The organism is Paenibacillus sp. FSL H8-0332 (assembly GCF_037963835.1).
GTDB lineage: Bacteria > Bacillota > Bacilli > Paenibacillales > Paenibacillaceae > Paenibacillus_AQ > Paenibacillus_AQ rhizoplanae.
The window spans coordinates 1,739,628-1,762,672 of the sequence record NZ_CP150145.1; the positions used below are offsets into that span (position 1 = coordinate 1,739,628).

The window sequence follows — 23,045 nt, forward strand, 5'->3', positions numbered from 1 at the left end:
CATCATGATAGTATTTGCTTGCTTGTAAAGATGGTTTACTGTAAAAAACGCAAAAAAGTTAACTATTATTGTTGCAGACTAATAGGGTAGGAGATGAAGCTGGATGACACACAGGATGGAATATCCGCGTCCACAGTTAGTTAGAGACGCATGGCTTAACTTAAATGGAGCATGGCAATTTGAATTTGATGATAAGAATGTTGGAGCTGCACAGCGCTGGTTTGATCCAAGTGAGAATTTCAGTCAGACCATTCAAGTTCCCTTTGCTTTTCAGACCCCTGCAAGCGGGATACACGATACCACTTTTCATGACTATGTCTGGTATAAGCGCAATTTCACACTCGATCCGGACTGGTATCAGAAGCGTGTGATATTACATTTTGGAGCGGTAGATTATAGAGCCTGGGTGTATGTAAATGGTCATTATATCGGCATGCATGAGGGAGGACATACTTCATTTTCTTTTGATATTACGCATGCCTTAACCGGACAGGAGGAGCAGGTAACGGTTCATGTGGAAGACCCTTCAACGGATGAGACTATCCCCCGGGGCAAACAGTTCTGGGTAGAGAAGCCGGACAGCATCTGGTATACCCGCACGACAGGGATTTGGCAGACCGTGTGGCTGGAGGCGGTGAACCCTGTTTATATTCATCGGGTGAAGTTTGAGCCCGATGTAGATCGGGGGGGCATTGGAATAGAAGTTAAATCTGAGGGATATGGATCAGAGGAATTAGATGTGGATATTCGTATTTCTTTTCGGGGAGTCCCTGTTATTCAGGATCGAGTACGATTGCTGCAGCCCATAACACGTAGAACGGTAGATCTGTTTGGCTTGAAAATCTTCCGGACAAACTTTCATAACGCCGGCTGGACCTGGACTCCGGAAACTCCCAATTTGTTCGATGTTGAAATGAAGCTGTACGATCATGCGGTTGAGGTGGATTGTATACGATCGTATTTTGGCATGCGGAAGGTTCATACAGAGAACGGTATGGTCTATCTGAATAACAAACCTTATTATCAAAAGCTTGTACTCGACCAAGGGTATTGGCAGGAAGGATTGCTTACTGCGCCCACGGATGAACACCTGAAGCAAGATATTGAATTAGCCAAAGAATTAGGGTTCAACGGTTGCCGTAAGCATCAAAAGGTAGAGGACCCGCGGTTTTTATACTGGGCAGATCGTATAGGGTTCCTTGTATGGGGAGAATGTGCTGCCAGCCCCTCCTACAATAGTGATGCTGTAGCCCGGTTAACCAAAGAATGGATTGAAATTATTGACCGTGACTTCAATCATCCGTCTATTGTGGCCTGGGTTCCGCTTAACGAGAGCTGGGGAATTCCGATGGTGAAATCGAATAAGCAGCAGCAGTATCACAGCTTAGCCATGTATAGTCTTATTCATTCCTTGGATGATACCCGGTTAGTGATCTCGAATGATGGCTGGGAAATGACACAAACTGACCTTTGTGCGGTTCATAATTATCAGCATGGCAGAGCAGATGAGACCGATAAGTATGAAGAATTCAAGCGGATTCTGTCCACGAAGGAAACGTTGCTTGCTTCCAAGCCGTCCGCCCGCAGTGTATATGCAGATGGTTATGAGCATCGGGGAGAGCCAATCCTTTTAACTGAATTCGGCGGGATAAGCTATAAGGCTGGCGCTGACGATGGCTGGGGATATACCAGCGCACAATCCTCAGAGGATCTTGTTCTGGAATATGCAAGAATCATGAAGGCGGTATACGCTTCTAAGATTATTTATGGTTATTGTTATACGCAGTTGACCGATGTGGAGCAAGAAATTAACGGTCTATTGGCCTATGATCGGACACCCAAATGCGATACGAAGTTAATTAAAGAAATTAATAATCAATGGCATCTGCGGACCATTTAACCGGAACATATTGAATGACAAGGAGCTTGGGAATCCATGACAAATGAAATTTTGCTTCAAAAAATTGGGCTGGTAGTAGATAAGCTGATGAATCTGGGCGGCAGTGACTATGAAAAGGATAAAACCGTGGTTCAGGCCGATACAAGAGTAGGGATTGTGCAACGGGATTTCGGAATTGAAGAATGGGACTGGCCGCAGGGCGTCGGTCTGTATGGTCTTTACAAGCTGCAGAAGGTTTACGGCGATACGCGTTATATGGAATTCTTTCAGAATTGGTATTTCCGTAATCTGGAGGCGGGACTGCCTTCCAAAAACATTAATACGACAGCTCCTTATTTGCCTTTGGTGCTGCTCCTGGATCAGCTGGAGCCTTCCAGCGAACTGGAAGAGCTATGCCGGGAGCATGCGGATTGGCTCATTCATGAGTTGCCCAAAACCAAAGAAGGCGGCTTTCAGCATACGGTCACTGCCATTGGCAACCGGGATGGAATTCACCTGCACAATGGACAGTTATGGATTGATACGCTTTTTATGGCGGTTCTGTTTCTTAACCAGGCGGGGCGCAAGTTTAACCGGCCGGAGTGGGGGCATGAAGCTGAACACCAGATTTTGCTCCATATCAAGTATTTGTTCGACAAGCATACCGGCCTGTTCTTCCACGGCTGGAGCTTCGAGCGTAATGATAATTTCGGCAGCATCTTCTGGTGCCGCGGCAATTCCTGGTTCACCTATGGGATCGTCGATTACCTGGAAGCCTGCCAGGATTCGATTAGCCCGGGTATCCGGAAGTTTCTGATTGATACGTATACGGCTCAGGTCAATGCCTTGGTATGCCTCCAGGCAGCTTCCGGTCTGTGGCATACAGTCCTGCAGGACCCGTCCAGCTATGAAGAGGTATCCGGGTCGGCCGCTATTGCCGCAGGTATTATCAAAGGCATCAAGGCCGGTATTCTGGATTCTTCCTATCAGGCTGCGGCAGACAAGGCCATTCAATCGGTATGTCAAAATATTAGCGGAGATGGAACCGTGCTGAATGTGTCGGCCGGAACCGGGATGGGAATGGATAAGGATCATTACAAGAACATTAACCTCATGCCGATGGCATACGGACAGTCCCTGGCTCTTATTGCTTTATATGAAGCGTTAAAATAAACTGCAAAAAGCCTAATCCTTGAGCATGTACGCCAAAGGATTAGGCTTTTTTTCACTTGTCTCCTGGAGCCGGTTACCCGTACACCCGCACCCCAATGATCTATGTTAAGATTACATTAATTCATACTTGAATATTTAACAATTATTCGACGAACGGGGAGAGATAAGTAATGACCGACTTTACAGCGATTCGAGAGCTGTTCCGCATTACGGAACCGTGCGGATTCGATAATGAATCGTTAACGCCGTGGATGGAACGCTACGGGCATATTCCGCAGGTGTTGCGGGCGTACTATACGGAGCTTGGGGCCCACTCTGCATTGAACGCGACTCAGGATTTTCTGGTTCAGCCTCACAATTTTCCGCGTTATATGGAAGAAGACTATTGCATCTTTTATACCGAAAATCAAGAAGCCTGCGTGTGGGGAATCCGTGCAGCGGATATGAAGCTCGATAATCCTCCCGTCTATGTGCGCAGCGGAGAGGAATGGGAGCGCCTGCGTTCGTCTGTTAAGGAATTTTTGCTGGCCATGGCCCATTTGCAGGCAGTGCTGGCGATGGAGTATAGCAGCGAAGAATATTGGGATATCGATGAGGCTGTTGCAGAGCGAATTGAGCAGAACTTTCCATCCCGCCTAGCCGATTCAGATTTGTACACGGGCGTGCGCTTTTTTGGCCGGCCGGGTGAATTGATTGTGATTATGAACAACAACGGGGGCCATCTGCTAATGTTCGCGGCCGAAGACGAGGAACGCCTTGATGAATTGTACAACCTCTTTGAGCAGTGGACGGAGCAGTAATCCCCGCCCCCCGGCAAAAGTCCCGTATACGCCAAACAAGGGCCTGACCACAGTCAGGCCCTGCTTAGCATACATCAAACCGTTTCCATTCTATTTGAACTGGAACCAAGTTAAATTGGCAACTGTGGTTGAATCTGATTTCACAAAAGTAACATATACCGTATGAGTTCCTACCGCTGTCCCGGCATTAAGCGGGATATTCTTGAGGGACCATGTCTGCCATCCGCCTGTGCTTTCTGCCGTCCAAGAACCCAGCATAGGGCCTGTAGGACTGTCCAAGTGGAATTCTATCTTTCCGCCGGAGTTAGCGGATGCAACCTTCATATCAATACTTGTTTTAGCTGTACTGCCAAAGTCTACATTTTTAAATGCTATATAGTCGCCATTACTGCCTCCACCCACATCCAGCCCTCCGTCCGTGCTTGACTCATAGGACATAACACCTGAACTAAGGTTATAGCCTTCCGCTTCAAATTTCAATGTGTTGAATTTTGGCTCTGCAGCATAGCTGTTCGTATCTGTTATTTTCAAATCTGTCAAATTATTTACCGCAACTCCACCGACGCGAACATTGTTTAATGTCACTCCGGAGACCGTAGATGTGTCATTCCAACCCTTCATTATTGAAACTTCACCCAAAGCGCGTAAATTGATATTATTATAGACCACATTTTTGATCGGACCAGTTTTTGCAGAAAGATCAAACCATCTGGAGTGAACACCGGATCTTGGCCAGAAACCTTCTACATCTATATTGTCGAATACGATGTTCTGTGCTGCTGGAGTTCCATAGAGATGACCTACCGCTAAAGCGCGCCAGCACCGGTATACATAAGAGTTTTTAACAACGATGCCATCCTGAAGCTGTTTCACTCCATCTCCAACCTTGAATGCTCCACATCTGCTCCAGGCCAAAGCATCATCCACCACTACATTTGACTGGTTTTCAGGAGTTCCCGGCCAGTTTGCAGCGATATCCGTAGTGGCTACATCCCAGGTCTTAAAGGAGTAGGTGTCATCCTCTGATACTGCAACAGTGTGCTTGATGAGTACATTCTGGCTCTCTTGAATGTCTATGGCATCATTCTCATAATCAAGTTCATTGTTGTTGAAGTGCTTGGTATTCTGGAAGGTTACGTTATTAGATCTTGTAACGATTGTAGCCCAGCCACCGCTGTCTCTGATGGTTATGCCGTCAACTGTGAAGTTGCTGCATTGCAAGGGTACAAGAATATTGTTCAGATAATTGTTTGTATTTCTCATATAATGGCCATTGCCGTCAATCGTTCCCCTGCCGTATATCTTAATATTGTTTGCATTGGTTTCGGTATAAATAAACCAGGTTCCATCCTTATTCAGAGAATTCTTATGGAAATGGGTAGTGTAATCGCTTGGATTTCCTGAACCCCTTATAACAGAACCACCCTCCAGATAAATCGAAACATTGCTTTTTAGAACAAGGTTTCCGCTCTTGTACACGCCGGCTGGAACGTATACTATACCGCCGCCTGCTGCGTTAGCCGCATTAATGGCGTTTTGTATGGCAGTTGTAGCCAAAGTGGCACCGGTACTGTCAGCACCGTACCCGGTTTTAACATTGTATATCCCTGTACCGGATGAAGCCGGAACATTGGTTTCAAGAGCATCTGCCGCAATCACCAGATCCTTCAGGTTATTGATTTTAACGATAAGATAGGTTGGTGATGAAAGTGTAAAGGTAAGTGTATTTCCGCTCTTGGCTGCAGTGATTCCCAAAGCTTTGGGGGAAATATTATAGGTATTGATTGGCTCACTTGCTGTTATTGTGATTGTAGTCGTACCTGAAAAAGAGAAATTACAATAATTATAGTTTACAAATACCTCCGAAGTGTCGATTACCGGTATATTGGTAGAGTCTGCTGTTACCGTGTATTGACTGGTCGTGGTATAGACCGACGGTAACGGATAGCTTACAATTGTACCCGCCGCGCTTGCGTTCAAAGGAAAGACAGGTAACAGATTGGCCATACAAAAAATTAATAATGCACTTAATAACCTTAACTTCCTTAACATAAATGAACACCTCTTTCATATTTTTTAGAAAATACTATTTATCCCTCCTGTATTCGCTTACAACCTGATTATAGTTTGATAGGCGCATCCGGATAAGGCGGGTAATCCCACATTAAGGGCAGATTTCTGCAGCAGCTTTATGCAGAAAAGGGAGGCAATCTCCGCCCTGCGGAAATCCCTCCCCTGCTGATTCTTATTCTTTTCCAAGATAATGCCTGAAAGCGATTTAACCGTACACCCGCACCTCAATAATCTCTGCATATTCACTGCCGTTAGTCTCCAGGACCACGACCCGCAAGCGGCCGGTGGCCGCAGCTTCGTTCAGCGTGTGTACCCGCTTGCGCTTGTGGTTGCCCTGAGCTTCTGTAACCACCGTCCATTCCCCGCCGATATGGGCTTCGATCCGGTAATCCTTGACCAATGTAGGCAGGATCTCGGCTTCTGTGATATGGTGATGCAGGTTGATCAGATCCTCGTTGACATCGTCATTGAAGGTGATGTGTACCTGACAGATGGTAACGGGTTCGTTCCAAGTCAGTTCCAGCCACTCCGGCTGGCCGGAGGACATCCGGTCAGAGGACCACTGATGCGGCCCGCCGTAAGGACGGAGGTAGCCATCAATCACTTTGTCTGCGGCGAAGGCGCTCGTAGGAGCAGACAGGCGTAGGCATGGGGCTTTGTGGTCATACTTCTTTTTGTCCCATTGCACTACGGGCTGTGCAGGCGGATTCTCGCCGAAGTCCCGCGAGGCTGCGGGGGTCTCGCTATGCCTGTAGGCGAGTATTCCCGAAGCGGGCTCATCTGCCATATGCAGCGACAGTGAAGGATTGGCCTTGACGATCAGGAATGCGTTGCGCGGTGACTCTGGCTGCCACTGAACCGGGAGCTTCACCCACTGGGCGGCTCCGGCCTGAACGGGAGCTGATACAGACTGGATTAACGAATAAGGAATATAATTCTCGGGCCGTCCGGTCTCCCATAGCTCTACCGTCAGCTCTGCGGCTTCGGCCGCATCGATCAGCAGTTCAATTCCGTCCAGCCCCGGATCGGCCGCAACGGTGATGCCGATGTTTGCTGTGAGCGGGACGCTGAACGCGGATTGCTCCACACAGAACCGGCTCCGCTCGCTGGAAGCGCTGAGCGCGGCCTTCAGCGCCAGATCGGCATCATCCTCGTTGCGTAGCCCGAGGACGGAAGCGTCCTGGCGCAGCATCGTCTGCTGCAGCTCGTTCAGGTGGGCCGCATGCAGTTCGCGCGGCGATATTCCCTTGGCGGCGCAGAGTGCCGCGCCGATACCGGCGGCCTCGCCGATGACCGCGCAGGTAGCCATGACGCGGGTCGTGCCGAACGCGACATGCGAGGCGCTGATGTCGCGGCCGGCCATCAGCAGATTGCTGACGTTCACCGAATACAGCGAACGGAACGGGATGTGATAGCTGCCGTCCGAATACATATGCTTCGAGCCTGACTCTGTAGCGTACACTCCCTGCGGCGGATGCAGGTCAATGGACCAGCCGCCGAACGCCACGCGGTCCGGGAATTCGCGCTGGGCTAGGATGTCGTTCTGATTCAGGACATAATCGCCAATGAACCGGCGGTACTCCCGCTTGCCTGGAGTTGAACCGACCCATTCCAGCGTCATGTTGTCAGCGTCGAATTTGCCGGAGTTCTTAATATAGTCCCAGATCCCGTAGATAACAGACCACAGCTCGTCGCGGATGGCCTCATTGTCATGAACGGTGTCCTGCTCGCCGCCGAATTCGATCCACCAGTAGGCACAGCCGTTGTCGCCGCTGCGGATGATGCGGCGCTCGGCAATAGCGGTTTGTGTAATATCCTTTGCCATGGCTGGAGCGATATATTTGACCGGATGGCCTGCGTCCTTGGTATAGAAGAGCAGTGTGCTGCCGAGCGTAATATCATCTGCGACCAGCGGCGCCCATTCCTCATTATATTCTTCGCGTGCTTCACGGCCCAGCCGGTATGCTGCACCTGCCAGGAAGCCTACCAGGCCATCCCCCGTACAGTCCAGAAAGACCGCGCTCTCAAAAGTAATTCTCCGCTCTGACCCCATCATCCACCCGGTCACGGACCGGATGCTCCGCTGGCCGCTGCCATCCTCGTAAGCATCGACCTCATGTACATCCGTGTTCAGAAACAGCTGAATGTTCGGCTCGGCCTTAACCGCTTCAAGCACAACCATATCCCAGAGATACGGATTGCCGTCTTTGTTGCGGTACTGGTTCTCCACAAATAGCTCCCCCATAATTCCCGTTTCACGGGCATATCGGTGAATGCCGTGCGAGGTTGCGCCGCATACCCATACCCGCACCTCGCTGCTGGAGTTACCGCCGAGTACCGGACGGTTATTAATCAGTGCCACACGCTGGCCCAGCCGGGCTGCTGCAATCGCCGCGCATACTCCTGCCAATCCGCCGCCTACCACTGTTACATCCGTGTTGACCGTTTCACTACGCATTGTTGAATCTCTCCTTTGGTGTATGTTAATATATCCGTAGTTTCATGATAAAATAATCGATAATCAAATGACATGCATATAATTTCTTGATCTATATACTTTATTTCAAATGATAATGCAACCTAAGGAGAGTCAGACATGCGCATGTATTGGTCGGTTCGTCCGGCAGCCCACATCTATTGGGAGCAGAAAAAACAGTTCCTGCTGGAGCACGACACCTATCCCGTGTGGACCTTATTTGCGGTTGAGCAGGGACAATTCGCTTACCGCTTCGGAGACCACGAAGGGGAGGGCGGGTTCGGGGACATCATTGTATGTCCGCCGGGGACAACCTTTTACCGGAGAACGCTTAGTCCGTTGACCTTTCATTTCATACAATTCGAATGGGAGGAAGAGGAGGGACCGGAGGACGCCGCAACGCTTGGAGGCAGATGGACTGTTAGGGATGTGGAGCGTTTGAAATCTACCTACCGCTATATGCGGAGTATCGGAAGAGGGATTCAGGAGGAGCCGGGTTATAGCCGGATGAAGCATATGGTGGAGGATCTCTGGAGGCTGCTTGAAATCGAGCGCAGCAGCGCGGCCGAAGAGCTGATCTCTGGAGAGACAAGCCCGGGTCCGCAGATGCAGCAGGCACGGCAATGGCTGCTGGAGCATGCTTGCACCCCCATGACTCTACAGGAGCTGGCAGGTATCCTTAACATTACACCGGTACAATTAACGCGGCGTTTCAGAGCGGCCTATGGAACAGCCCCCTCAGACTTCGTAACCGGACTCCGGCTCAGACGGGCCTGCCAGCTCTTGGAGGATTCCAAACTGCCCATTGAACTGATCGCCCAGCAGTGCGGTTACGAGAACGGCTTCTATCTGAGCCGGGTGTTCTCGGCGAAGCTGGGATTAACGCCATCCCGGTACCGTAAGCTGCACCGCGTATAATTAATAACGATTGGCGGAGAAATTAAATTTTGCCGCTCCAGAGACCTATTCGCTCTATGTGAGGAAGTAAGGCTGAATCGTTGTAGTAATATATGGGTATGTAGATGGAATAGGGAGGGGGAATTGCATGCTTAAGCATTGGCATAGGCTGTTCTTGCTGGTTGCAGTATTCTTATTGATTGCTGGCTGCGGCCCTACGAAAGCAGATGTCATTGATCAGCTAGTGTCCAAGGAAGAGAATGTACTCCACTTGCATATGTTCTCCAATTCACGGGATTGGGATGATGAAGTAAATGAGGTGCTTAATTCCGAGCCTGCGCTTGTGGAGCATATCCCGCATGTGACTGTGCATACAGAGGAGAAGAAGCTGAAGTGGCTGGAATTACTGGGACTGGAAGCAAAACGGCCCGTAATTGTGATTTTTGATCATGAACAAATGGTGTATCACACAAGTGAGCCTGAACAGTTAAGAGAGTATGCTAAGACGCTTGATTAAAACAATCTGATTCATTCATTTCAGCGAACTACAACGAGAGTGAATTCTACTTCCATAGTGCAGCGACAGTAAGGGATGTTATCCGTCCCCTGCTGTCGCTGTTTCTGTTTGCAGGACAAGGAAGTATAAAAAACAGGAAAAAGAACATAGAAAGCGCAAGAAAATTAAACTTATACGAACTATAATTGGTTATGCTTACCTATCGGAATGTATGCCAGTGCAGGCGGGGCATCATCCTGCGCCATGCCGCAGGTTGAAGCTGGACCGGATCAGGCTGCAGACGCAGGAGGAGCCGCAGGTACAGATGCATAAGTGCAGTGATGTTGAGCTTCTCCGTTCAGGAGAGCTGGCCATCACAGAGCATTAAGCAGAGGTACGGGGCGGACCGGATACTACCCTCCGGACTCCGGTGCAGGCTGCGCCCCCGCTTCTTTACGGTACTGGAGCGGGGTCAGGCCGGTTGATTTTTTGAAAGTTTTATTGAAATGGGACAGATGCTCGAAGCCGACTGCTCCTGCAATCTCCTGGATTCTGGCGGGGGTTCCGGCCAGCAGACGCCGGGCCTCGCGGACCCGGATATGGACGATATATTCCCGGAAATGAAAGCCGGTCAGGCGATGAAATACCCGGCTCAAATAGGAGGGGCTGATGAAAAAGTCCTTAGCGGTCTCCTCCAGCGTAAGCGCTTCCCGATAATGGGCACGGATATAGGTGGCGACCTCGGTTACCAGATGGTGCAGCGGATGGCGGGTGCCGCCGGCCTGGGCCGTGCTCTCCGAACGCTGGAGCAGAATCATCAGCTCGGTCAATAGCGCGGTGACACAGGCTTCGTAGAAGGGCCGCCGGATGCGGGATTCCTCCTGCATGCGGTTCAGCAGGGACTCCGCTTCATTCTGCTCGCGCAGGGTCAGCCTGAACAAGCGGTAGCGGTGGTTCTGGAACCACTGCTGCTCATCCCTCAGTGCCGGAGGCAGCAGCAGCGGGTCATAGTTGATCAGAATCCGCTCGAACTCGGCCTTCTCGGAGCTTGCTGTGGAATGGAGCTCGCGGCTGGGAATCAGAATCAGTTCGCCTTTATGAACCGTAACCACCCGGTCGTCCACAAAATATACACGCTCCCCGTCCGTCAGATAATACAGCTCAGTCTGTTCATGGCTGTGGGGGCGCGGCATCGCAGTGATGCCTTTGCGCTTCATATGCTGGATGCTGAAGCGCCCGTCTTCAAGATAATATTTGGGATTAGGGCCAGATACGCTGTTCATACATCTCCTCTTCTCCTGCAAGCCGTTACGGTTATTATAGAATACATTCAGGTTGCCTTGAAAGGAGCCGTCCATGTTAATTATAGTCTCGAAGAATGCCGGAGAAGGATTCAGCAGTCTGCAGGGGGCGCTGGATTCCATTCCGCCGGGGGAGATGCAAGCCGTAACCATACAGATTAAGCCCGGGATCTATGAGGAAAAGGTTACGGTCGCCCGCGAAGCCCCGCCCATGTCGCCTTCATCCGCACGGTGATGGACGGCTCGGTGACCGGCGAAGGCTGGCATAACTGGGGGCAGCCGGACCGGGAGCAGACCAGCCGCTATGAAGAGTATGGCAGCAGCGGCCCGGGCGCTTGCCCGGAAGGCCGGGTGGTGTGGTCACGCCAGTTAACTGCGGAGGAAGCCGCACAGTACCGGATTCTGTCTGTGCTGGACGGCTGGCATCCTGAGGGCTATTAATCGCTTGGACCGCGGTTCACCCATACCCATTAACAGGATTGGAGGATTTCCCTGATGGAATCACTTGAACAATATATCAATCAACTGACGGCTGCTGCACCGCGAAGCTCTGCCTTCAGCGCAGAGCTTCCATTCGGACAATGGCGGGCTTCTCTTACCGCCGGGTTCATAGAGCGGCTGGGCAGATTTCCCGCTCAGAGGGCGGCGCTAGAACCGGTACAGCTGGAGCGGACAGTCTGCAGCGGATATATCCGCGAACGGGTCGAGATTACCACCTATGAAGGACTGCGAATGGCTATGTATCTTTTGCTCCCGGAGCAGCCGCTGTCAACGCCCTGCCCGGCTGTGCTGGCTATTCACGGGCATGGCTACGGCAGCCGCGAGATCACCGGCTTGAATTCAGACGGGTCGGAGCGGACGGGGGACCCGGGTCTGCATAAGGATTTTGCCGTCTCCCTGGTGAAGCAAGGCTTCGTTGTTGCGGCTCCCGAGGTACTCGGATTCGGAGACAGGCGTCTGGCTGAGGATCTTGCCAGCGGCGAGCCTGGACAGAATTCCTGCTTCCGCCTGTCCGCGGCGCTGCTGATGACAGGGCAGACGATGGCAGGCTATCGCATCTATGAGACGATGCGGGCGCTGGATTATCTTCAGGAGCGGGAAGAGGTTGACGGGGAGCGGATCGGTATTATGGGCATCTCCGGCGGCGGGCTGGTGGCGGGCTTCACGGCTGCACTGGATGAACGGATCAGCAGTGCGGTGGTCAGCGGCTACGCCAATACGTTCGCAGCCAGCATTCTCACCCGGCATCATTGTCTGGATAATTATATTCCGGGCATTCTGCTGGAAGCAGAGATGCCGGATCTGCTGGGCCTGATTGCTCCGCGCGGGCTGTTCCTGGAGGTAGGGGACGCTGATCCGCTGTTTGGTCCCGCCGCCGCGAGGCAGGCGCTGGACCGGCTGGAGCAAATCTATGCGGCAGAGGGCCATGGCGGGCGGCTTGCGGCGGATTTTTTCACAGGGGGTCATGAGATTCATGGGGAACCGGCGTATGCCTGGCTGCTTAAGCAGCTTGCCGGTCCGCAGGAGTAGGGTAACAGGTAGCGTAGACGACAGGAGGAATAGAGATGTCTATATCAGAAGCAGTAAGCACAGGCTTATCCCGCAGAATTGCGGATACCTTCATCGGTCAATGCAATGAACAAGGGGAGCACGAGTATGTAATGGAGCGCTGGGCGTATGTCCCCGGCATGCTGCTGATGTCAGTGGCCCGGGCCGGGGTGCAGCATAGCGAGCCTGAGTACCTCTCCTTCATGCAGCGGCATATGGACAGCTTCATCGGGGAGGACGGGGTCATCCGCTCCTATTCGCTGGAGGAATATAACCTGGATCAGATCAACCAGGGCAAGAATCTGTTCTGGCTGTACCGTCAGACGGGTGAGCAGCGCTACGCGGAAGCCGCCCATCTGCTGGCAGCGCAGCTCATCGGACAGCCGCGGACCTCCGAAGGCGGCTTCTGGCATAAGAAAATATATCCCTTCCAGATGTGGCTGGACGGATTATACATGGCTTCGCCGTTCCTGGCCGAATACGGGGCGGTCTTCGGGCGTCCGGAGCTGATCGATGAAGCCGCCCGTCAGCTGCTGCTGATTGAGCGCAGAACCCGTGATCCGCGTACCGGCCTGTTCTATCACGGCTGGGATGAATCCGGGGAGCAGGAGTGGGCGGATTCCTCCACCGGATTGTCCGCACATTTCTGGAGCCGGGCTATGGGGTGGTACGCGATGGCCGCTGTGGACTGTCTGGAGCACTTCCCGCTGACCCATCCGAAGCGGGGAACGGTGATGGGGATTTTTCAACGGATGTGCGGTGCGCTGGTTGAGGTGCAGGATCAGGAGAGCGGCCTCTGGTATCAGGTGCTGGATCAGGCGGGACGCAAAGGCAATTACCTCGAAGCGACAGGCTCCTGCATGTTCGTCTATGCGATGGCCAAAGCCCTGCGGCTGCGTTATCTGGAGCCTTCCTTCAAGGCGGCGATGCTTCGAGGCTACGAGGGAATCCTTAAGCATCTGGTTACCGAAGATGAACAAGGCGTTCATCTGCACAAGATCTGCCACGGGGCAGGGCTCAGCAAAGACCGCAACGGCTCCTACGATTACTACATTTCCGAAGCGGTTGTATCGGATGTACCTATGGGTGTAGCGCCGCTGCTGCTGGCTTCTCTTGAAGTGGAGAGGTATGCTGCCGGGCAATAGGCTGTATGACCTCAAAGTATACCTGCATACGGATGGGGAGACCAAGCTTAGGCGCAGGGGAATCAGGGATGTGGCTGAGCGGGGGACGGATATCCGGTACCTAATGAAGTCTCATGAGCAGCGTAGAATTCAGTATGAATTAAGCATCCTTTATATCCAAAAGAATGATAAAAAGCTGCGGCTCCATCTATCCTGATTTCAGTGGACAGACGGGGCCGCAGTTTTATGCTTTAGTGGCCGCAACCGCTGCTGCATACTTCTCTATCTGCTTCTTGTGATGCTTGTCGTGTGAGATGAAATCTCTCAGATACTTGCAGATGCTGAATTTTTTGCCGTCTCCATCCCGATGATTCTGTTCAAGAGCCGTATCGCTTAATGAGGCTGCAACTTCTATAATCTTGGTCCGGTACAGGACGAATAGGCGGATGGCTTCCTGCCGGGTCACTGTCCTGGCGTATAGAACCGCATTGGCATTGAATGCATTGAAGTCCATATGCGCGGCTGTCAGCGGCAGGCCCTCTTTGATTTTGACCAGAGCCTCCACATAAAAGTATTTGTCCCACAGCATGATGTGGCAGAGGACATCCTTCAGGGACCATTTTCCGGCCTCCAGCGGAGCCTCCCAGTCTGCATCTTCCATGCTGTCCAGCGATTGAATATAGGGGATGAAGGATTCGAATTCAAGAATGAGCTGCTTGTTGGTTTTGGCTGCCATGATCATACCACCTTGTCTGTCAGATTGAATAAGAGTTTATATCATTCATTATAATAGGAGGAACTGGACCACGGCCTGTCAGGTTCATAGAATCCATAGACTGTATGATATGACTAGAACCCGGCACGGACAGAGGGTATAATTTCAAATAGAAGGTAAACATAGATGATTACGGGAGGTTCATTATGCAACAGAGGGTGCTGCTGATCGAGGATGATGAAGCGATCAGCGAAATGGTCCATTCTTATCTGACCAAAGAGGGCTATGAGGTGGAGATCGCATATGACGGGGATGTGGCGGTGAGCAAGTTCATGGGCGGTCATGCTTACGATCTGGTGCTGCTGGATCTGATGCTTCCGAAGCGTAGCGGCACAGATGTGCTGCAGATTATCCGCAGCGGCAGCCTTGTGCCGGTGCTGATCATGTCGGCGAAGGACAGCGATGTGGATAAGGCGCTGGGGCTGGGCTTCGGCGCGGATGATTATATTACCAAGCCATTCTCGATGATTGAGCTGGCGGCCCGGGTGAAGGCAGCGATCCGCCGCGCGGGGTATGCTGCATCTGGAAGCCAGGCTGCTGCCGGGAGCGGAGCGCAGGGCAGCGGGGAGTCGCAGGCAGAGAAGCCGAAGGGTATAGAGCTACGCGGACTGAGTGTGGACCTGGATAATTTCTCCGTGCGGAAGAACGGACAAGAGCTGAAGCTGACCGCCAAGGAGTTCCACATTCTGAAGCTGTTCGTGAGCAGTCCGGGCCGGGTATACACCAAGGCGCAGATCTACAGCCATGTCTGGGATGAGGATTATTTTGGCGATGAGAATGTAATTAATGTACATATGCGCAGATTGCGCGAGAAAATCGAGGATGACCCCTCCCATCCAGAGTATATCAAGACGCTGTGGGGGATCGGCTACAAGCTGGGGGATGTGCTGCTGTGATCATCCTGTTGCTGGTTCTGCTTGTGCTGTTGCTTGTGGTCACTACGCTGCAGTTCCTGAAATCACGGCAGCATGCCCGCCAGTTGGACTACATTCACCATAAACTGGAGAGCATCATAGAAGGCGGATCGCATGAGCGGCTGCTGCTGATGAGCAGCAGTCCGCAGGTGCAGCAGCTCCTGACCGATCTGAACCGGCTGCTGGATGTCAATCATCAGGGAGCGGCCAAGCGGAGCAAGCTGGAGCAATCCATGCGCGGAATGCTGGCGAATGTGTCGCATGATCTGAAGACGCCGCTGACGGTGGTGCTGGGCTATATTGAGACGCTGCTGCATGATGAGATGGTATCCAAGGAAGAGCAGGAACGTATGCTGCGGACGATCCATACCAAGGCCGGTGAGGTCATTGCCCTGATGAACCGGTTCTTCGATCTGGCGAAGCTGGAGTCGGGGGACCGGGATATCCCGCTCTCGCGGGTGGAGCTGGGCGAAATCTGCCGCCGGAATATTCTGGCCTTCTATGATCTGCTTAGTGAGAGCGGCACGGATGTGCAGATCGAGATCCCGGAAGAGCTGCTTCATATCATGGGCAACGATGAGGCGCTGGACCGGATTCTGACGAATCTGCTCTCCAATGCTATTACCTACGGTAATGCAGGGGGAGTGCTGGGGCTGAAGCTCTACCCGGACGACGGACGGGTATGCATAGAAGTGTGGGACCGGGGCAAAGGCATTGCCGAAGGCCACGAGGACCAGGTGTTCGAGCGGCTGTACACCCTGGAGGATTCGCGCAACCGCGACTATCAGGGCAGCGGCCTGGGGCTGACGATTACGAAGCGGCTGACCGAGCAGATGAACGGCACCATTTCCCTGAGCAGCCAGCCGTATGTGCGTACGGCGTTTAGGCTCTCTTTTCCCAGACAGTCCTTCTGAAGCTTCTTAAGAATTAAGTAAGATTTCAGTAAGAAAAAAGCAAATTCCGCCCTGTAGAATAAATACCAGGAAGAACAAGAAGAGGCTAAAGGGGATAACGGAAAATGACAACGATACTCCGGACATGGGAATTGACCAAGGTCTATGAGGATAAGGAAATTGTGAGCAGTGTGAATATGGAGATTAAGCAGGGTGAAATTTACGGATTCCTGGGACCGAACGGCGCCGGCAAAACAACGGTGATGAAAATGATCACGAATCTGGTGAAGCCGACGACGGGCGAGATTGAATTTGCCGGGGAAAAGATGACCCACCGCTCTTACGACATGCTGAAGCGCATGGGCAGCATTATTGAATACCCGGTGTTTTACGACAAGCTGAGTGCCCGCGAGAATCTGGCGCTGCATGGGGAGTATATGGGCTTTTATGATACCAACGCGATAGAGGAAGCACTCGAATTGGTGAAGCTGAGAGGGGTGGACAGCAAGCCGGTGAAGAATTTCTCCCTGGGGATGAAGCAGCGGCTGGGCATTGCCAGAGCGGTCATGACCAAGCCGGAGCTGCTGATCCTCGATGAACCGATCAACGGGCTGGACCCGCTTGGAATCAAGGAGCTGCGCGAGGTATTCCGTATGCTGAGCCGTGATTATGGCATGACCCTGCTGATCTCCAGCCACATTCTGGGTGAAATCGAGCAGATTGCCGACACGATTGGCGTAATTCGTGAAGGGGTGCTGGTGGAGCAGGTGGCAATGGATACCATCCGGAGTCAGCAAACCCAGTATATAGAGCTGGTGACTAGCGAGTGCACGAAGGCTGTCTTCATTCTGGAGGGGAAGCTGGGCCTCCGCAATTACAAGGTGCTTGACCCGCGGACCATTCGTGTCTATGAGGACATCCCGCAGCTTGAGCTGAGCCGGGCCCTGTCCGCAGGAGAGGTGGAGCTGGAGAGTATGAGCAAGAAGCATCATTCGCTGGAGGATCATTTCATGGAACTGATGGGGGGCGTTAACCATGCTTAAGTTAATCCGGCTGGAGCTGCGCAAGAGTAAATTCACTTTTCTTAAGGGTGTGCTGATTGCAAATTTGGCCATTCTGGGCTTCATGATTCTCATTGCTTTTACGGGCATGGATGAAGGAGACTTCGGGACGTATGGCGATTTGTTTCAAGGGGTATCTGTTTTTGTAAAAGCGACCTATATTATCTTCGCCTCCGTTCTAATCAGCAAGCTGGTCATCGACGAGTATAAGAATAATACAATTACAGTGCTGTTCATGTATCCGGTACCGCGTAAAATGCTCATGGCGGCCAAGCTGATTATTGTCTTTCTGTTCACCTTCCTTACTATTTGGCTGTCTAATATAGTGATCAGCGGTATTCTCGCAGGTGTTGGTTATTTCCTGCCTGACCTCATTCAGGGAACGCTGACGATGGATCTGGTCATGACCTACTTTATGCAAGCCGGAATGGATGCGCTCTACGCGGCCGGTATCGGACTGATTCCGTTATACTTCGGGATGCGCCGCAAATCGGTGCCGGCTACAATTGTCTCCGCCGTCCTGATCGTGATGCTGATCTCCTCCGGCTTCGGGAACGGAAGCTTCCGCATGGGTGACCTGCTCGGGATCTCGGTTAGCCTGGCCCTGGCTGGGGCAGCGGTTGCTTACCTCTCCATCCGCAATATCGAGCATAAGGATGTAAGTTGAAGTCGCTGGAATCGAAGCTGATATTCTCTTAGAAATGCAGTGAACAGTGCGGTCCTTCTACAGGACTTGCACTGTTTCTGTCGTTGTGCAGGCAGCCCCATTGCTATGTTTTTCTGGCGACCGCTAACGTTTTTTTTGCTATAATAGTAACTAATTCAGAGAATTCTACATAATCAGAGCGTTTCTGCAGTCTTCGGACGCTAACTATAGCAGGGTTGAAGGAGCAGCGGAGGAGGTGGGCTATGCTTAAAGACTGGGCTTCTATTCTGGACAACGCGCTGTCAGGCGAAAGTGCTTATAGAGCGTTGTTCGATCATCATCCGGACTTCATCATTGTGCTGGACAGGCAGGGCCGGTACAGGGACAGTAACCGGATATTAACTGCTGAGGAGGCAGGCAGACTGAAAGAATGCCGGATGCATCCGCCCGGCGAGGCATATTTCGCATCTGCCCTGGCCGGGATTACATCGAGCTTCGAGCTGGACGCGGAAACAGCGGAAGGACATGAAGGGACGGGCGGCGGTGCTGGCGGGGTTGAGGGTGTGGTAAGTGCTGGTGTTACTGTACGTTATGTGCCGCTTCACACAGACGAAGGCATTGCTGGTTTATTCGCTATCCTCCATGATCCCGGGAACCGTCCGCTTTCTAGTCTGCTGCATAGCTGGGTCAGCATGAGCAGCAGCCATGCGGCAGGCGCTGAGCGGAAGGTGCAGGCAGGAGACGGGAATTTTGCTTATGCGGATGAAGTGGCCGCCACGAAGGATGACGATGAGCTACCGCAGGCTGAATTCGTCTTCGAGATGGCTGAGGACAAACGGCTTAGCCTGATTCTCAATTCGGTCTCTGCCGGAATCTTCGGTCTGGACACGCTGGGCCGGACCATCTTCATTAACCGAGAAGGGGCGGAAATGCTGGGCTATGAACCTTCAGAGCTGAGCGGGCTGCCAATGATGGAGATGATCCATTACATGCATGGAGGCGCGCCCCGCCATTCTCCGCTGGAGTGCCCTATCACGCTTACCCTGCAAGACGGAGTTACCCGCAGTAAGGCGGATGAAGTCTTCTGGCGCAAAGATGGAACCAGCTTCTTCGTGAATTACCGGATCGCGCCGCTGCTGGACAGAGGCATGATCTGCGGTGTGGTCATTTCCTTCAGCGATATTACGAACGAGCGGGAGATTCTCCGCGCCAAGGAATCGGCAGAGCGGGCCGCACAGGCGAAGTCGGATTTCCTGGCGATGATGAGCCATGAGATCCGCACGCCGATGAACGGAATGATTGGTATGGCCGACCTGCTGCTGGAGACCGAGCTTGCGGAGGAGCAGCGCAGTTACGCCGAGATTCTGCGCAGCAGCAGCTACAGCCTTCTGCAGATTCTCAATGACATCCTCGATTTCAGCAAGATGGAGGCCGGCAAGATGCCGCTGCAATCCGAACGCTTCGATCTGCGCGAGATGATTGAGGGCGTCATTGATCTGTTCACTCCGAAGGCGGAGGAGAAGAAGCTCTCCTTGCGTTGGTGGGCAGATACCAGTGTGCCGGACATCGTCACGACCGATCCGAGCAGGCTGCGCCAGATTATCGTCAATCTGGTCGGCAACGCGCTGAAATTCACCGATCGGGGCAGTGTCACCTTGTCCGTCAAAAACATTCCGCTGCCCGCCTCACCGGAATATCTGCTGGAGTTCTCGGTCCGCGATACCGGCGTAGGCATTGCCGACAGCAAGCTGAATCTGCTCTTCCAGTCCTTCTCCCAGCTGCATCCGTCCATTAACCGCAAATATGGCGGGACCGGACTGGGTCTTGCCATCTGCAAGCAGCTCGTAGAGCTGATGGGCGGAACGATCTTCGTGGAGAGCGAGGAGGACCGGGGATCGATCTTCCGGTTCATGCTGCCTTTTATGAAGGAAGAGGCGGAGCTGGAGCCGGAGTTACTCTCCTGAGGGTTAACCGGAGCCGGGGGCGGAAGCTTACTTGTGTTCTCAACTATCGAGCCAGACAACCCGTTCCCAAGATACAGTGGGAACGGGTTATTTCTGTTCGTTGTATCCACTTTATCGCATGGGCTTCGCAAATAATTGGATTTCTGCTTGTTGCATTATAAGCGGAGTATAGTAAATTCAGAAAGTGCCATTTCCAAATTCTTCTTATAAGGGGGAGTAACATGCAAGAGCAGATGTCACGTACGAATAAGGCGGCTTGGGAGACAAAAGCCTATCAGGCTTGGACACAGTACCATGGTTCACCTGAGGAACTTGCAGTACGACTGCAGCAGGACTCCGCACATACGCTGCGGTATTGGCTCAAGTACACGGGCGATCCGTCAGGCTTGAAGGTGCTGAATCTGCTTGGCTCTCACGGCAGGAAGGCTATTTGCTTCGCTTTGCTGGGGGCAGAGGTCACCGTCGTGGATATTTCGGAAGAGAACCGCTTATACGCCTGTGAAGTAGCGGAGGCAGCGGGGGTGAAGCTGAATTACCTCTGTGCAGACGTCATGAATATCCCCGAAGAAGAAGCCTTGGGAACGTTCGATGTGGTGCTGATGGAGTTTGGGATTTTGCATTATTTCACTGATTTGAATGCGGTGTTTGCCTTGGTCCGCAGACGGCTTAAGGCAGGCGGAAGGTTATTACTGACCGACTTCCACCCGTTCGCCAGGGCATGGCTGACCACTGAGACGCTTCAACATCCCACCGGCAATTATTTCGACGATTCGCTTAGAGAAAGTGAAGTTGCATTCGCCAAGCTGCTTCCTGAAGAGGAGCGCTCCGGCCTAGGACAAGTGGTGGTGCGGAGCTGGACGCTGGGGGATATCCTGACCTCTGTCGCTTCTCAAGGGTTATATATTCGTACCTTTGAAGAAATCAAGAGTGCCGAGGACCCGAGATTCCCTGAATTCTACACGCTAGTTGCAGATGCTGCTGAGGCGAAGCTTCGCCCGTTAAATCCCGATACAACAACTTAATACAAACCTATGCAAAAGAAAAACAGCAGGCCCCCGGCAGGAGACTTGCTGTTTCTTGTTGGCACAATGTAACCGAAAAACCGACCACAATGTGCGGCGCGGAGGCACGGGGGCCCACCCACTCTAACGCATATACATGAGACCCACCGTAGCAGGTCCGCAGTGACTCCCGATGACACAGCCGGCATGAATGACGGCGATTTCCTCAACGCCGGTCTGCGCGCGCAGCGCGGTCTCCAGAATCTTGGCATCCTCTTCTGCCAGCGTGTGAGCAATAATGAGCAACTCCTTGTCCATATCGGCAGCATTGGCCAGCGCATGGTGGAGCATCTGCTCTACCGCTTTCTCCTTCTTGCCACGGATGCGGGCAACGGGGACAATGGCTCCGTCCACCAGCCGGAGAACCGGACGGATCTTCAGCAGGCTGCCGATGAAGTTCTGCATCCCTGAGCAGCGGCCGCCCATGTATAAGTAGTCCAGCGTATCGACCACGAATTCCGATTCCACCCGGTTACGGGCTTCGGTAATCATTGCTGCGATGTTGGCAGCGCTCTCGCCTTTGGCTGCGGCACGGGTAGCCTTCATGACCAGCAGCGCGATTCCGCCGCATAAGGTCTCAGAATCTACGACATGCACCCGGCCCTCCGGGAATTCACCCGCTGCCAGCAGTGCATTCTGATATGTAGAGGATAACGAAGAGGACAGACTGATATAGACAATATCATGGCCGCTGCTGATCGCGGGCTGGAACGCGGCGATGAAATCAGCAGGGGAAGGCGCAGCCGTCTTAGGCAGGGCACCGCCCGCAGCAACCCGGCGGTAGACCTCTTCAGGGGTGATTTCGACCCCGTCCTTGAAGGTACCGTTGTCAAAAACAACATATAATGGCACAATGCCGATATCATATGTGTCCTTCCAGCCTTGCGGCAAATCGGAAGTGCTGTCTGAAAAGATTTTTACGATAGACATGAATATCTCCTTCACCGATCTCGGATGAGAATATACTAGATTAAGAAAACTATAATCTGTTTATTATACCAAGCTTGGGAAGAATCTCAAAACAAAAAAACAGCTCCACCGTCCATGCAGACAGCGAAGCTGTTCCAGGATACTACATCCAGCCTTGATTCTTATTTCTTCATCACCGGAATCCATACTTCACAGACATAATCCTCAGCTGACGTATCACCTGGCGGGTATAGCTCGATCTCAGGTCCGCCGGTATGCTCGTAGCCGGTTCCGGGGAACCATTCCTGATAGATCCGCTGCCAAACCCCTTGAATCGCATGCGGCAAAGCACCCTCTGACCGGAAGACCGCCCAGCTGGCGGCCGGCACGATTGCTGTCTCATACCCTTGTGCATCCGTCTCCGGCGTTCCTTCCACTCCGATCCAGTAGGTCAGCATTTCCTTCTCCATATCCATACACATACAGATACCAAGCCATTCGCGGGAAGACGCAAGCTCGATCAGCTTATCGGAAGTGCCGTCCTCATTACATTCGTCCCAGAACTGCGGGATTCTGCGGAAATTCTCCCCGTCACGGGTAGTTACCTCCATTGATTTGCCGATAACGGTAAAAGCTGGTTTATCCACGATTTTGTAGTCCATGTCCTGATCTCCCTTCAATGATAGATGGAACGAGATGCGGGGGAAGGCTTTGAGCTGGACGCCAGACTTACGCGCTGCTGAAGGGGTAATCCCATGGGCTTTGCGGAACGCCTTGGCGAAGGACTCCGGCGAGTCATATCCGTATTTCAGCGCCACATCCAGTACACGGACCTTGGATACGGCCAGTTCCTGGGCGGCCAGCGTCAATCTGCGTTTACGGATATAGTCGGCCACGGTGAAGCCGGTCAGCATGCTGAACATGCGCTGGAAGTGGAACGGTGAGACAAAGGCCACCTCAGCCACTTCCTCGATGCGCAGCGTTTCAGTCATTTTCAGCTCCATATAGTCCAGTGCATTCTTCATTTGGATCAGCCATTCCAAGATCCCCATCTC

At 52.5% G+C, this 23,045-nt stretch carries 22 protein-coding genes and 1 pseudogene; 17 read left to right on the top strand and 6 right to left on the bottom strand.

Annotated elements, in window-relative coordinates; translation table 11 throughout:
- Positions 1 to 103: 103 nt before the first annotated feature.
- From NST43_RS07465 to NST43_RS07475, 3 genes are all read left to right on the top strand, one after another.
- The gene (locus NST43_RS07465; protein WP_339223488.1) at positions 104 to 1,900 is read left to right on the top strand and encodes a sugar-binding domain-containing protein; all 1,797 of its coding nucleotides are present in this window, start codon (positions 104 to 106) and stop codon (positions 1,898 to 1,900) included.
- Between the two features lie 36 nt (positions 1,901 to 1,936).
- Entirely contained in the window at positions 1,937 to 3,052 is a 1,116-nt protein-coding gene (locus NST43_RS07470) for a glycoside hydrolase family 88 protein (protein WP_339223490.1), read from the top strand.
- 170 nt (positions 3,053 to 3,222) lie between these two features.
- Positions 3,223 to 3,852: a hypothetical protein gene (locus NST43_RS07475; protein ID WP_339223492.1), complete on the top strand. Its 630-nt coding sequence runs from the start codon at positions 3,223 to 3,225 to the stop codon at positions 3,850 to 3,852.
- 90 nt (positions 3,853 to 3,942) lie between these two features.
- Here the strand turns inward: NST43_RS07475 and NST43_RS07480 are convergent, their stop codons facing one another.
- Both NST43_RS07480 and NST43_RS07485 read right to left on the bottom strand, forming a co-directional pair.
- A complete protein-coding gene (locus tag NST43_RS07480; protein ID WP_339223494.1) occupies positions 3,943 to 5,904 on the bottom strand; it encodes a carbohydrate-binding protein in 1,962 nt (653 codons plus the stop codon).
- Positions 5,905 to 6,130: 226 nt separating this feature from the next.
- On the bottom strand, positions 6,131 to 8,383 hold the full coding sequence (locus NST43_RS07485) for an FAD-dependent oxidoreductase (protein ID WP_339223495.1): 2,253 nt from the start codon (positions 8,381 to 8,383) through the stop codon (positions 6,131 to 6,133).
- Between the two features lie 138 nt (positions 8,384 to 8,521).
- On the opposite strand from NST43_RS07485, the gene NST43_RS07490 reads away from it, so the two are divergent.
- The 3 genes from NST43_RS07490 (at position 8,522) to NST43_RS07500 (ending at position 10,182) form a co-directional block, all read left to right on the top strand.
- A complete protein-coding gene (locus tag NST43_RS07490; RefSeq protein ID WP_339223497.1) occupies positions 8,522 to 9,319 on the top strand; it encodes an AraC family transcriptional regulator in 798 nt (265 codons plus the stop codon).
- A 127-nt stretch (positions 9,320 to 9,446) separates the two neighbouring features.
- The gene (locus NST43_RS07495) at positions 9,447 to 9,815 is read left to right on the top strand and encodes a hypothetical protein (RefSeq protein ID WP_209991376.1); all 369 of its coding nucleotides are present in this window, start codon (positions 9,447 to 9,449) and stop codon (positions 9,813 to 9,815) included.
- 211 nt (positions 9,816 to 10,026) lie between these two features.
- The gene (locus NST43_RS07500) at positions 10,027 to 10,182 is read left to right on the top strand and encodes a hypothetical protein (protein WP_339223499.1); all 156 of its coding nucleotides are present in this window, start codon (positions 10,027 to 10,029) and stop codon (positions 10,180 to 10,182) included.
- A 25-nt stretch (positions 10,183 to 10,207) separates the two neighbouring features.
- On the opposite strand, the gene NST43_RS07505 is transcribed toward NST43_RS07500, so the two are convergent.
- Positions 10,208 to 11,077: an AraC family transcriptional regulator gene (locus NST43_RS07505; protein WP_209991373.1), complete on the bottom strand. Its 870-nt coding sequence runs from the start codon at positions 11,075 to 11,077 to the stop codon at positions 10,208 to 10,210.
- Positions 11,078 to 11,150: 73 nt separating this feature from the next.
- Between NST43_RS07505 and NST43_RS07510 the strand changes: the two genes are divergently transcribed.
- The 5 genes and pseudogenes from NST43_RS07510 to NST43_RS07530 all read left to right on the top strand — a co-directional run.
- Positions 11,151 to 11,330 carry a pectinesterase family protein gene (locus NST43_RS07510; RefSeq protein ID WP_209991371.1) on the top strand — a complete coding sequence of 60 codons (180 nt, stop codon included), beginning with the start codon at positions 11,151 to 11,153 and terminating at the stop codon, positions 11,328 to 11,330.
- Positions 11,330 to 11,536, top strand: a complete 207-nt coding sequence (locus NST43_RS07515) for a pectinesterase family protein (protein WP_209991509.1) — start codon at positions 11,330 to 11,332, stop codon at positions 11,534 to 11,536. The genes NST43_RS07510 and NST43_RS07515 overlap by 1 nt, the downstream gene beginning before the upstream one ends.
- Positions 11,537 to 11,590: 54 nt before the next feature.
- The gene (locus tag NST43_RS07520) at positions 11,591 to 12,625 is read left to right on the top strand and encodes an alpha/beta hydrolase family protein (protein WP_209991369.1); all 1,035 of its coding nucleotides are present in this window, start codon (positions 11,591 to 11,593) and stop codon (positions 12,623 to 12,625) included.
- Positions 12,626 to 12,660: 35 nt separating this feature from the next.
- A complete protein-coding gene (locus tag NST43_RS07525) occupies positions 12,661 to 13,788 on the top strand; it encodes a glycoside hydrolase family 88 protein (protein WP_209991367.1) in 1,128 nt (375 codons plus the stop codon).
- A gap of 1 nt (position 13,789) precedes the next feature.
- Positions 13,790 to 13,930: pseudogene (locus NST43_RS07530) on the top strand (uridine kinase); the annotation flags it as partial.
- 81 nt (positions 13,931 to 14,011) lie between these two features.
- On the opposite strand, the gene NST43_RS07535 reads toward NST43_RS07530, so the two are convergent.
- Entirely contained in the window at positions 14,012 to 14,503 is a 492-nt protein-coding gene (locus NST43_RS07535; protein WP_339223502.1) for a DinB family protein, read from the bottom strand.
- Between the two features lie 185 nt (positions 14,504 to 14,688).
- Here NST43_RS07535 and NST43_RS07540 point away from each other — a divergent pair, with 185 nt between their 5' ends.
- The 6 genes from NST43_RS07540 (at position 14,689) to NST43_RS07565 (ending at position 21,042) form a co-directional block, all read left to right on the top strand.
- Positions 14,689 to 15,438: a response regulator transcription factor gene (locus NST43_RS07540; RefSeq protein WP_339223504.1), complete on the top strand. Its 750-nt coding sequence runs from the start codon at positions 14,689 to 14,691 to the stop codon at positions 15,436 to 15,438.
- Positions 15,435 to 16,370: a sensor histidine kinase gene (locus NST43_RS07545; RefSeq protein WP_209991362.1), complete on the top strand. Its 936-nt coding sequence runs from the start codon at positions 15,435 to 15,437 to the stop codon at positions 16,368 to 16,370. Before NST43_RS07540 ends, NST43_RS07545 begins: the two co-directional genes overlap by 4 nt.
- Positions 16,371 to 16,474: 104 nt before the next feature.
- Positions 16,475 to 17,392 carry an ABC transporter ATP-binding protein gene (locus NST43_RS07550; protein WP_209991361.1) on the top strand — a complete coding sequence of 306 codons (918 nt, stop codon included), beginning with the start codon at positions 16,475 to 16,477 and terminating at the stop codon, positions 17,390 to 17,392.
- Positions 17,385 to 18,077 (top strand): ABC transporter permease, encoded by a 693-nt coding sequence (locus NST43_RS07555; protein ID WP_209991359.1) that lies wholly within the window; start codon positions 17,385 to 17,387, stop codon positions 18,075 to 18,077. Before NST43_RS07550 ends, NST43_RS07555 begins: the two co-directional genes overlap by 8 nt.
- Before the next feature lie 242 nt (positions 18,078 to 18,319).
- On the top strand, positions 18,320 to 20,020 hold the full coding sequence (locus NST43_RS07560; protein ID WP_339223507.1) for an ATP-binding protein: 1,701 nt from the start codon (positions 18,320 to 18,322) through the stop codon (positions 20,018 to 20,020).
- A 221-nt stretch (positions 20,021 to 20,241) separates the two neighbouring features.
- Positions 20,242 to 21,042, top strand: a complete 801-nt coding sequence (locus tag NST43_RS07565) for a methyltransferase domain-containing protein (RefSeq protein WP_209991355.1) — start codon at positions 20,242 to 20,244, stop codon at positions 21,040 to 21,042.
- A gap of 123 nt (positions 21,043 to 21,165) precedes the next feature.
- On the opposite strand, the gene NST43_RS07570 is transcribed toward NST43_RS07565, so the two are convergent.
- Together NST43_RS07570 and NST43_RS07575 are read right to left on the bottom strand one after the other, a co-directional pair.
- Positions 21,166 to 22,011 carry a DegV family protein gene (locus tag NST43_RS07570; RefSeq protein WP_339223509.1) on the bottom strand — a complete coding sequence of 282 codons (846 nt, stop codon included), beginning with the start codon at positions 22,009 to 22,011 and terminating at the stop codon, positions 21,166 to 21,168.
- A 161-nt stretch (positions 22,012 to 22,172) separates the two neighbouring features.
- Positions 22,173 to 23,033, bottom strand: a complete 861-nt coding sequence (locus NST43_RS07575; protein ID WP_209991350.1) for an AraC family transcriptional regulator — start codon at positions 23,031 to 23,033, stop codon at positions 22,173 to 22,175.
- Between the last annotated feature and the right edge of the window lie 12 nt (positions 23,034 to 23,045).

What these genes read in the sequence shown, in the direction of transcription:
- NST43_RS07465 (WP_339223488.1), top strand. Translation starts at nt 104, where the DNA reads ATGACACACAGGATGGAATATCCGCGTCCACAGTTAGTTAGAGACGCA.
- NST43_RS07470 (WP_339223490.1), top strand. Translation starts at nt 1,937, where the DNA reads ATGACAAATGAAATTTTGCTTCAAAAAATTGGGCTGGTAGTAGATAAG.
- NST43_RS07475 (WP_339223492.1), top strand. Translation starts at nt 3,223, where the DNA reads ATGACCGACTTTACAGCGATTCGAGAGCTGTTCCGCATTACGGAACCG.
- NST43_RS07480 (WP_339223494.1), bottom strand. Translation starts at nt 5,904, where the DNA reads ATGTTAAGGAAGTTAAGGTTATTAAGTGCATTATTAATTTTTTGTATG.
- NST43_RS07485 (WP_339223495.1), bottom strand. Translation starts at nt 8,383, where the DNA reads ATGCGTAGTGAAACGGTCAACACGGATGTAACAGTGGTAGGCGGCGGA.
- NST43_RS07490 (WP_339223497.1), top strand. Translation starts at nt 8,522, where the DNA reads ATGCGCATGTATTGGTCGGTTCGTCCGGCAGCCCACATCTATTGGGAG.
- NST43_RS07495 (WP_209991376.1), top strand. Translation starts at nt 9,447, where the DNA reads ATGCTTAAGCATTGGCATAGGCTGTTCTTGCTGGTTGCAGTATTCTTA.
- NST43_RS07500 (WP_339223499.1), top strand. Translation starts at nt 10,027, where the DNA reads ATGCCAGTGCAGGCGGGGCATCATCCTGCGCCATGCCGCAGGTTGAAG.
- NST43_RS07505 (WP_209991373.1), bottom strand. Translation starts at nt 11,077, where the DNA reads ATGAACAGCGTATCTGGCCCTAATCCCAAATATTATCTTGAAGACGGG.
- NST43_RS07510 (WP_209991371.1), top strand. Translation starts at nt 11,151, where the DNA reads ATGTTAATTATAGTCTCGAAGAATGCCGGAGAAGGATTCAGCAGTCTG.
- NST43_RS07515 (WP_209991509.1), top strand. Translation starts at nt 11,330, where the DNA reads ATGGACGGCTCGGTGACCGGCGAAGGCTGGCATAACTGGGGGCAGCCG.
- NST43_RS07520 (WP_209991369.1), top strand. Translation starts at nt 11,591, where the DNA reads ATGGAATCACTTGAACAATATATCAATCAACTGACGGCTGCTGCACCG.
- NST43_RS07525 (WP_209991367.1), top strand. Translation starts at nt 12,661, where the DNA reads ATGTCTATATCAGAAGCAGTAAGCACAGGCTTATCCCGCAGAATTGCG.
- NST43_RS07535 (WP_339223502.1), bottom strand. Translation starts at nt 14,503, where the DNA reads ATGGCAGCCAAAACCAACAAGCAGCTCATTCTTGAATTCGAATCCTTC.
- NST43_RS07540 (WP_339223504.1), top strand. Translation starts at nt 14,689, where the DNA reads ATGCAACAGAGGGTGCTGCTGATCGAGGATGATGAAGCGATCAGCGAA.
- NST43_RS07550 (WP_209991361.1), top strand. Translation starts at nt 16,475, where the DNA reads ATGACAACGATACTCCGGACATGGGAATTGACCAAGGTCTATGAGGAT.
- NST43_RS07555 (WP_209991359.1), top strand. Translation starts at nt 17,385, where the DNA reads ATGCTTAAGTTAATCCGGCTGGAGCTGCGCAAGAGTAAATTCACTTTT.
- NST43_RS07560 (WP_339223507.1), top strand. Translation starts at nt 18,320, where the DNA reads ATGCTTAAAGACTGGGCTTCTATTCTGGACAACGCGCTGTCAGGCGAA.
- NST43_RS07565 (WP_209991355.1), top strand. Translation starts at nt 20,242, where the DNA reads ATGCAAGAGCAGATGTCACGTACGAATAAGGCGGCTTGGGAGACAAAA.
- NST43_RS07570 (WP_339223509.1), bottom strand. Translation starts at nt 22,011, where the DNA reads ATGTCTATCGTAAAAATCTTTTCAGACAGCACTTCCGATTTGCCGCAA.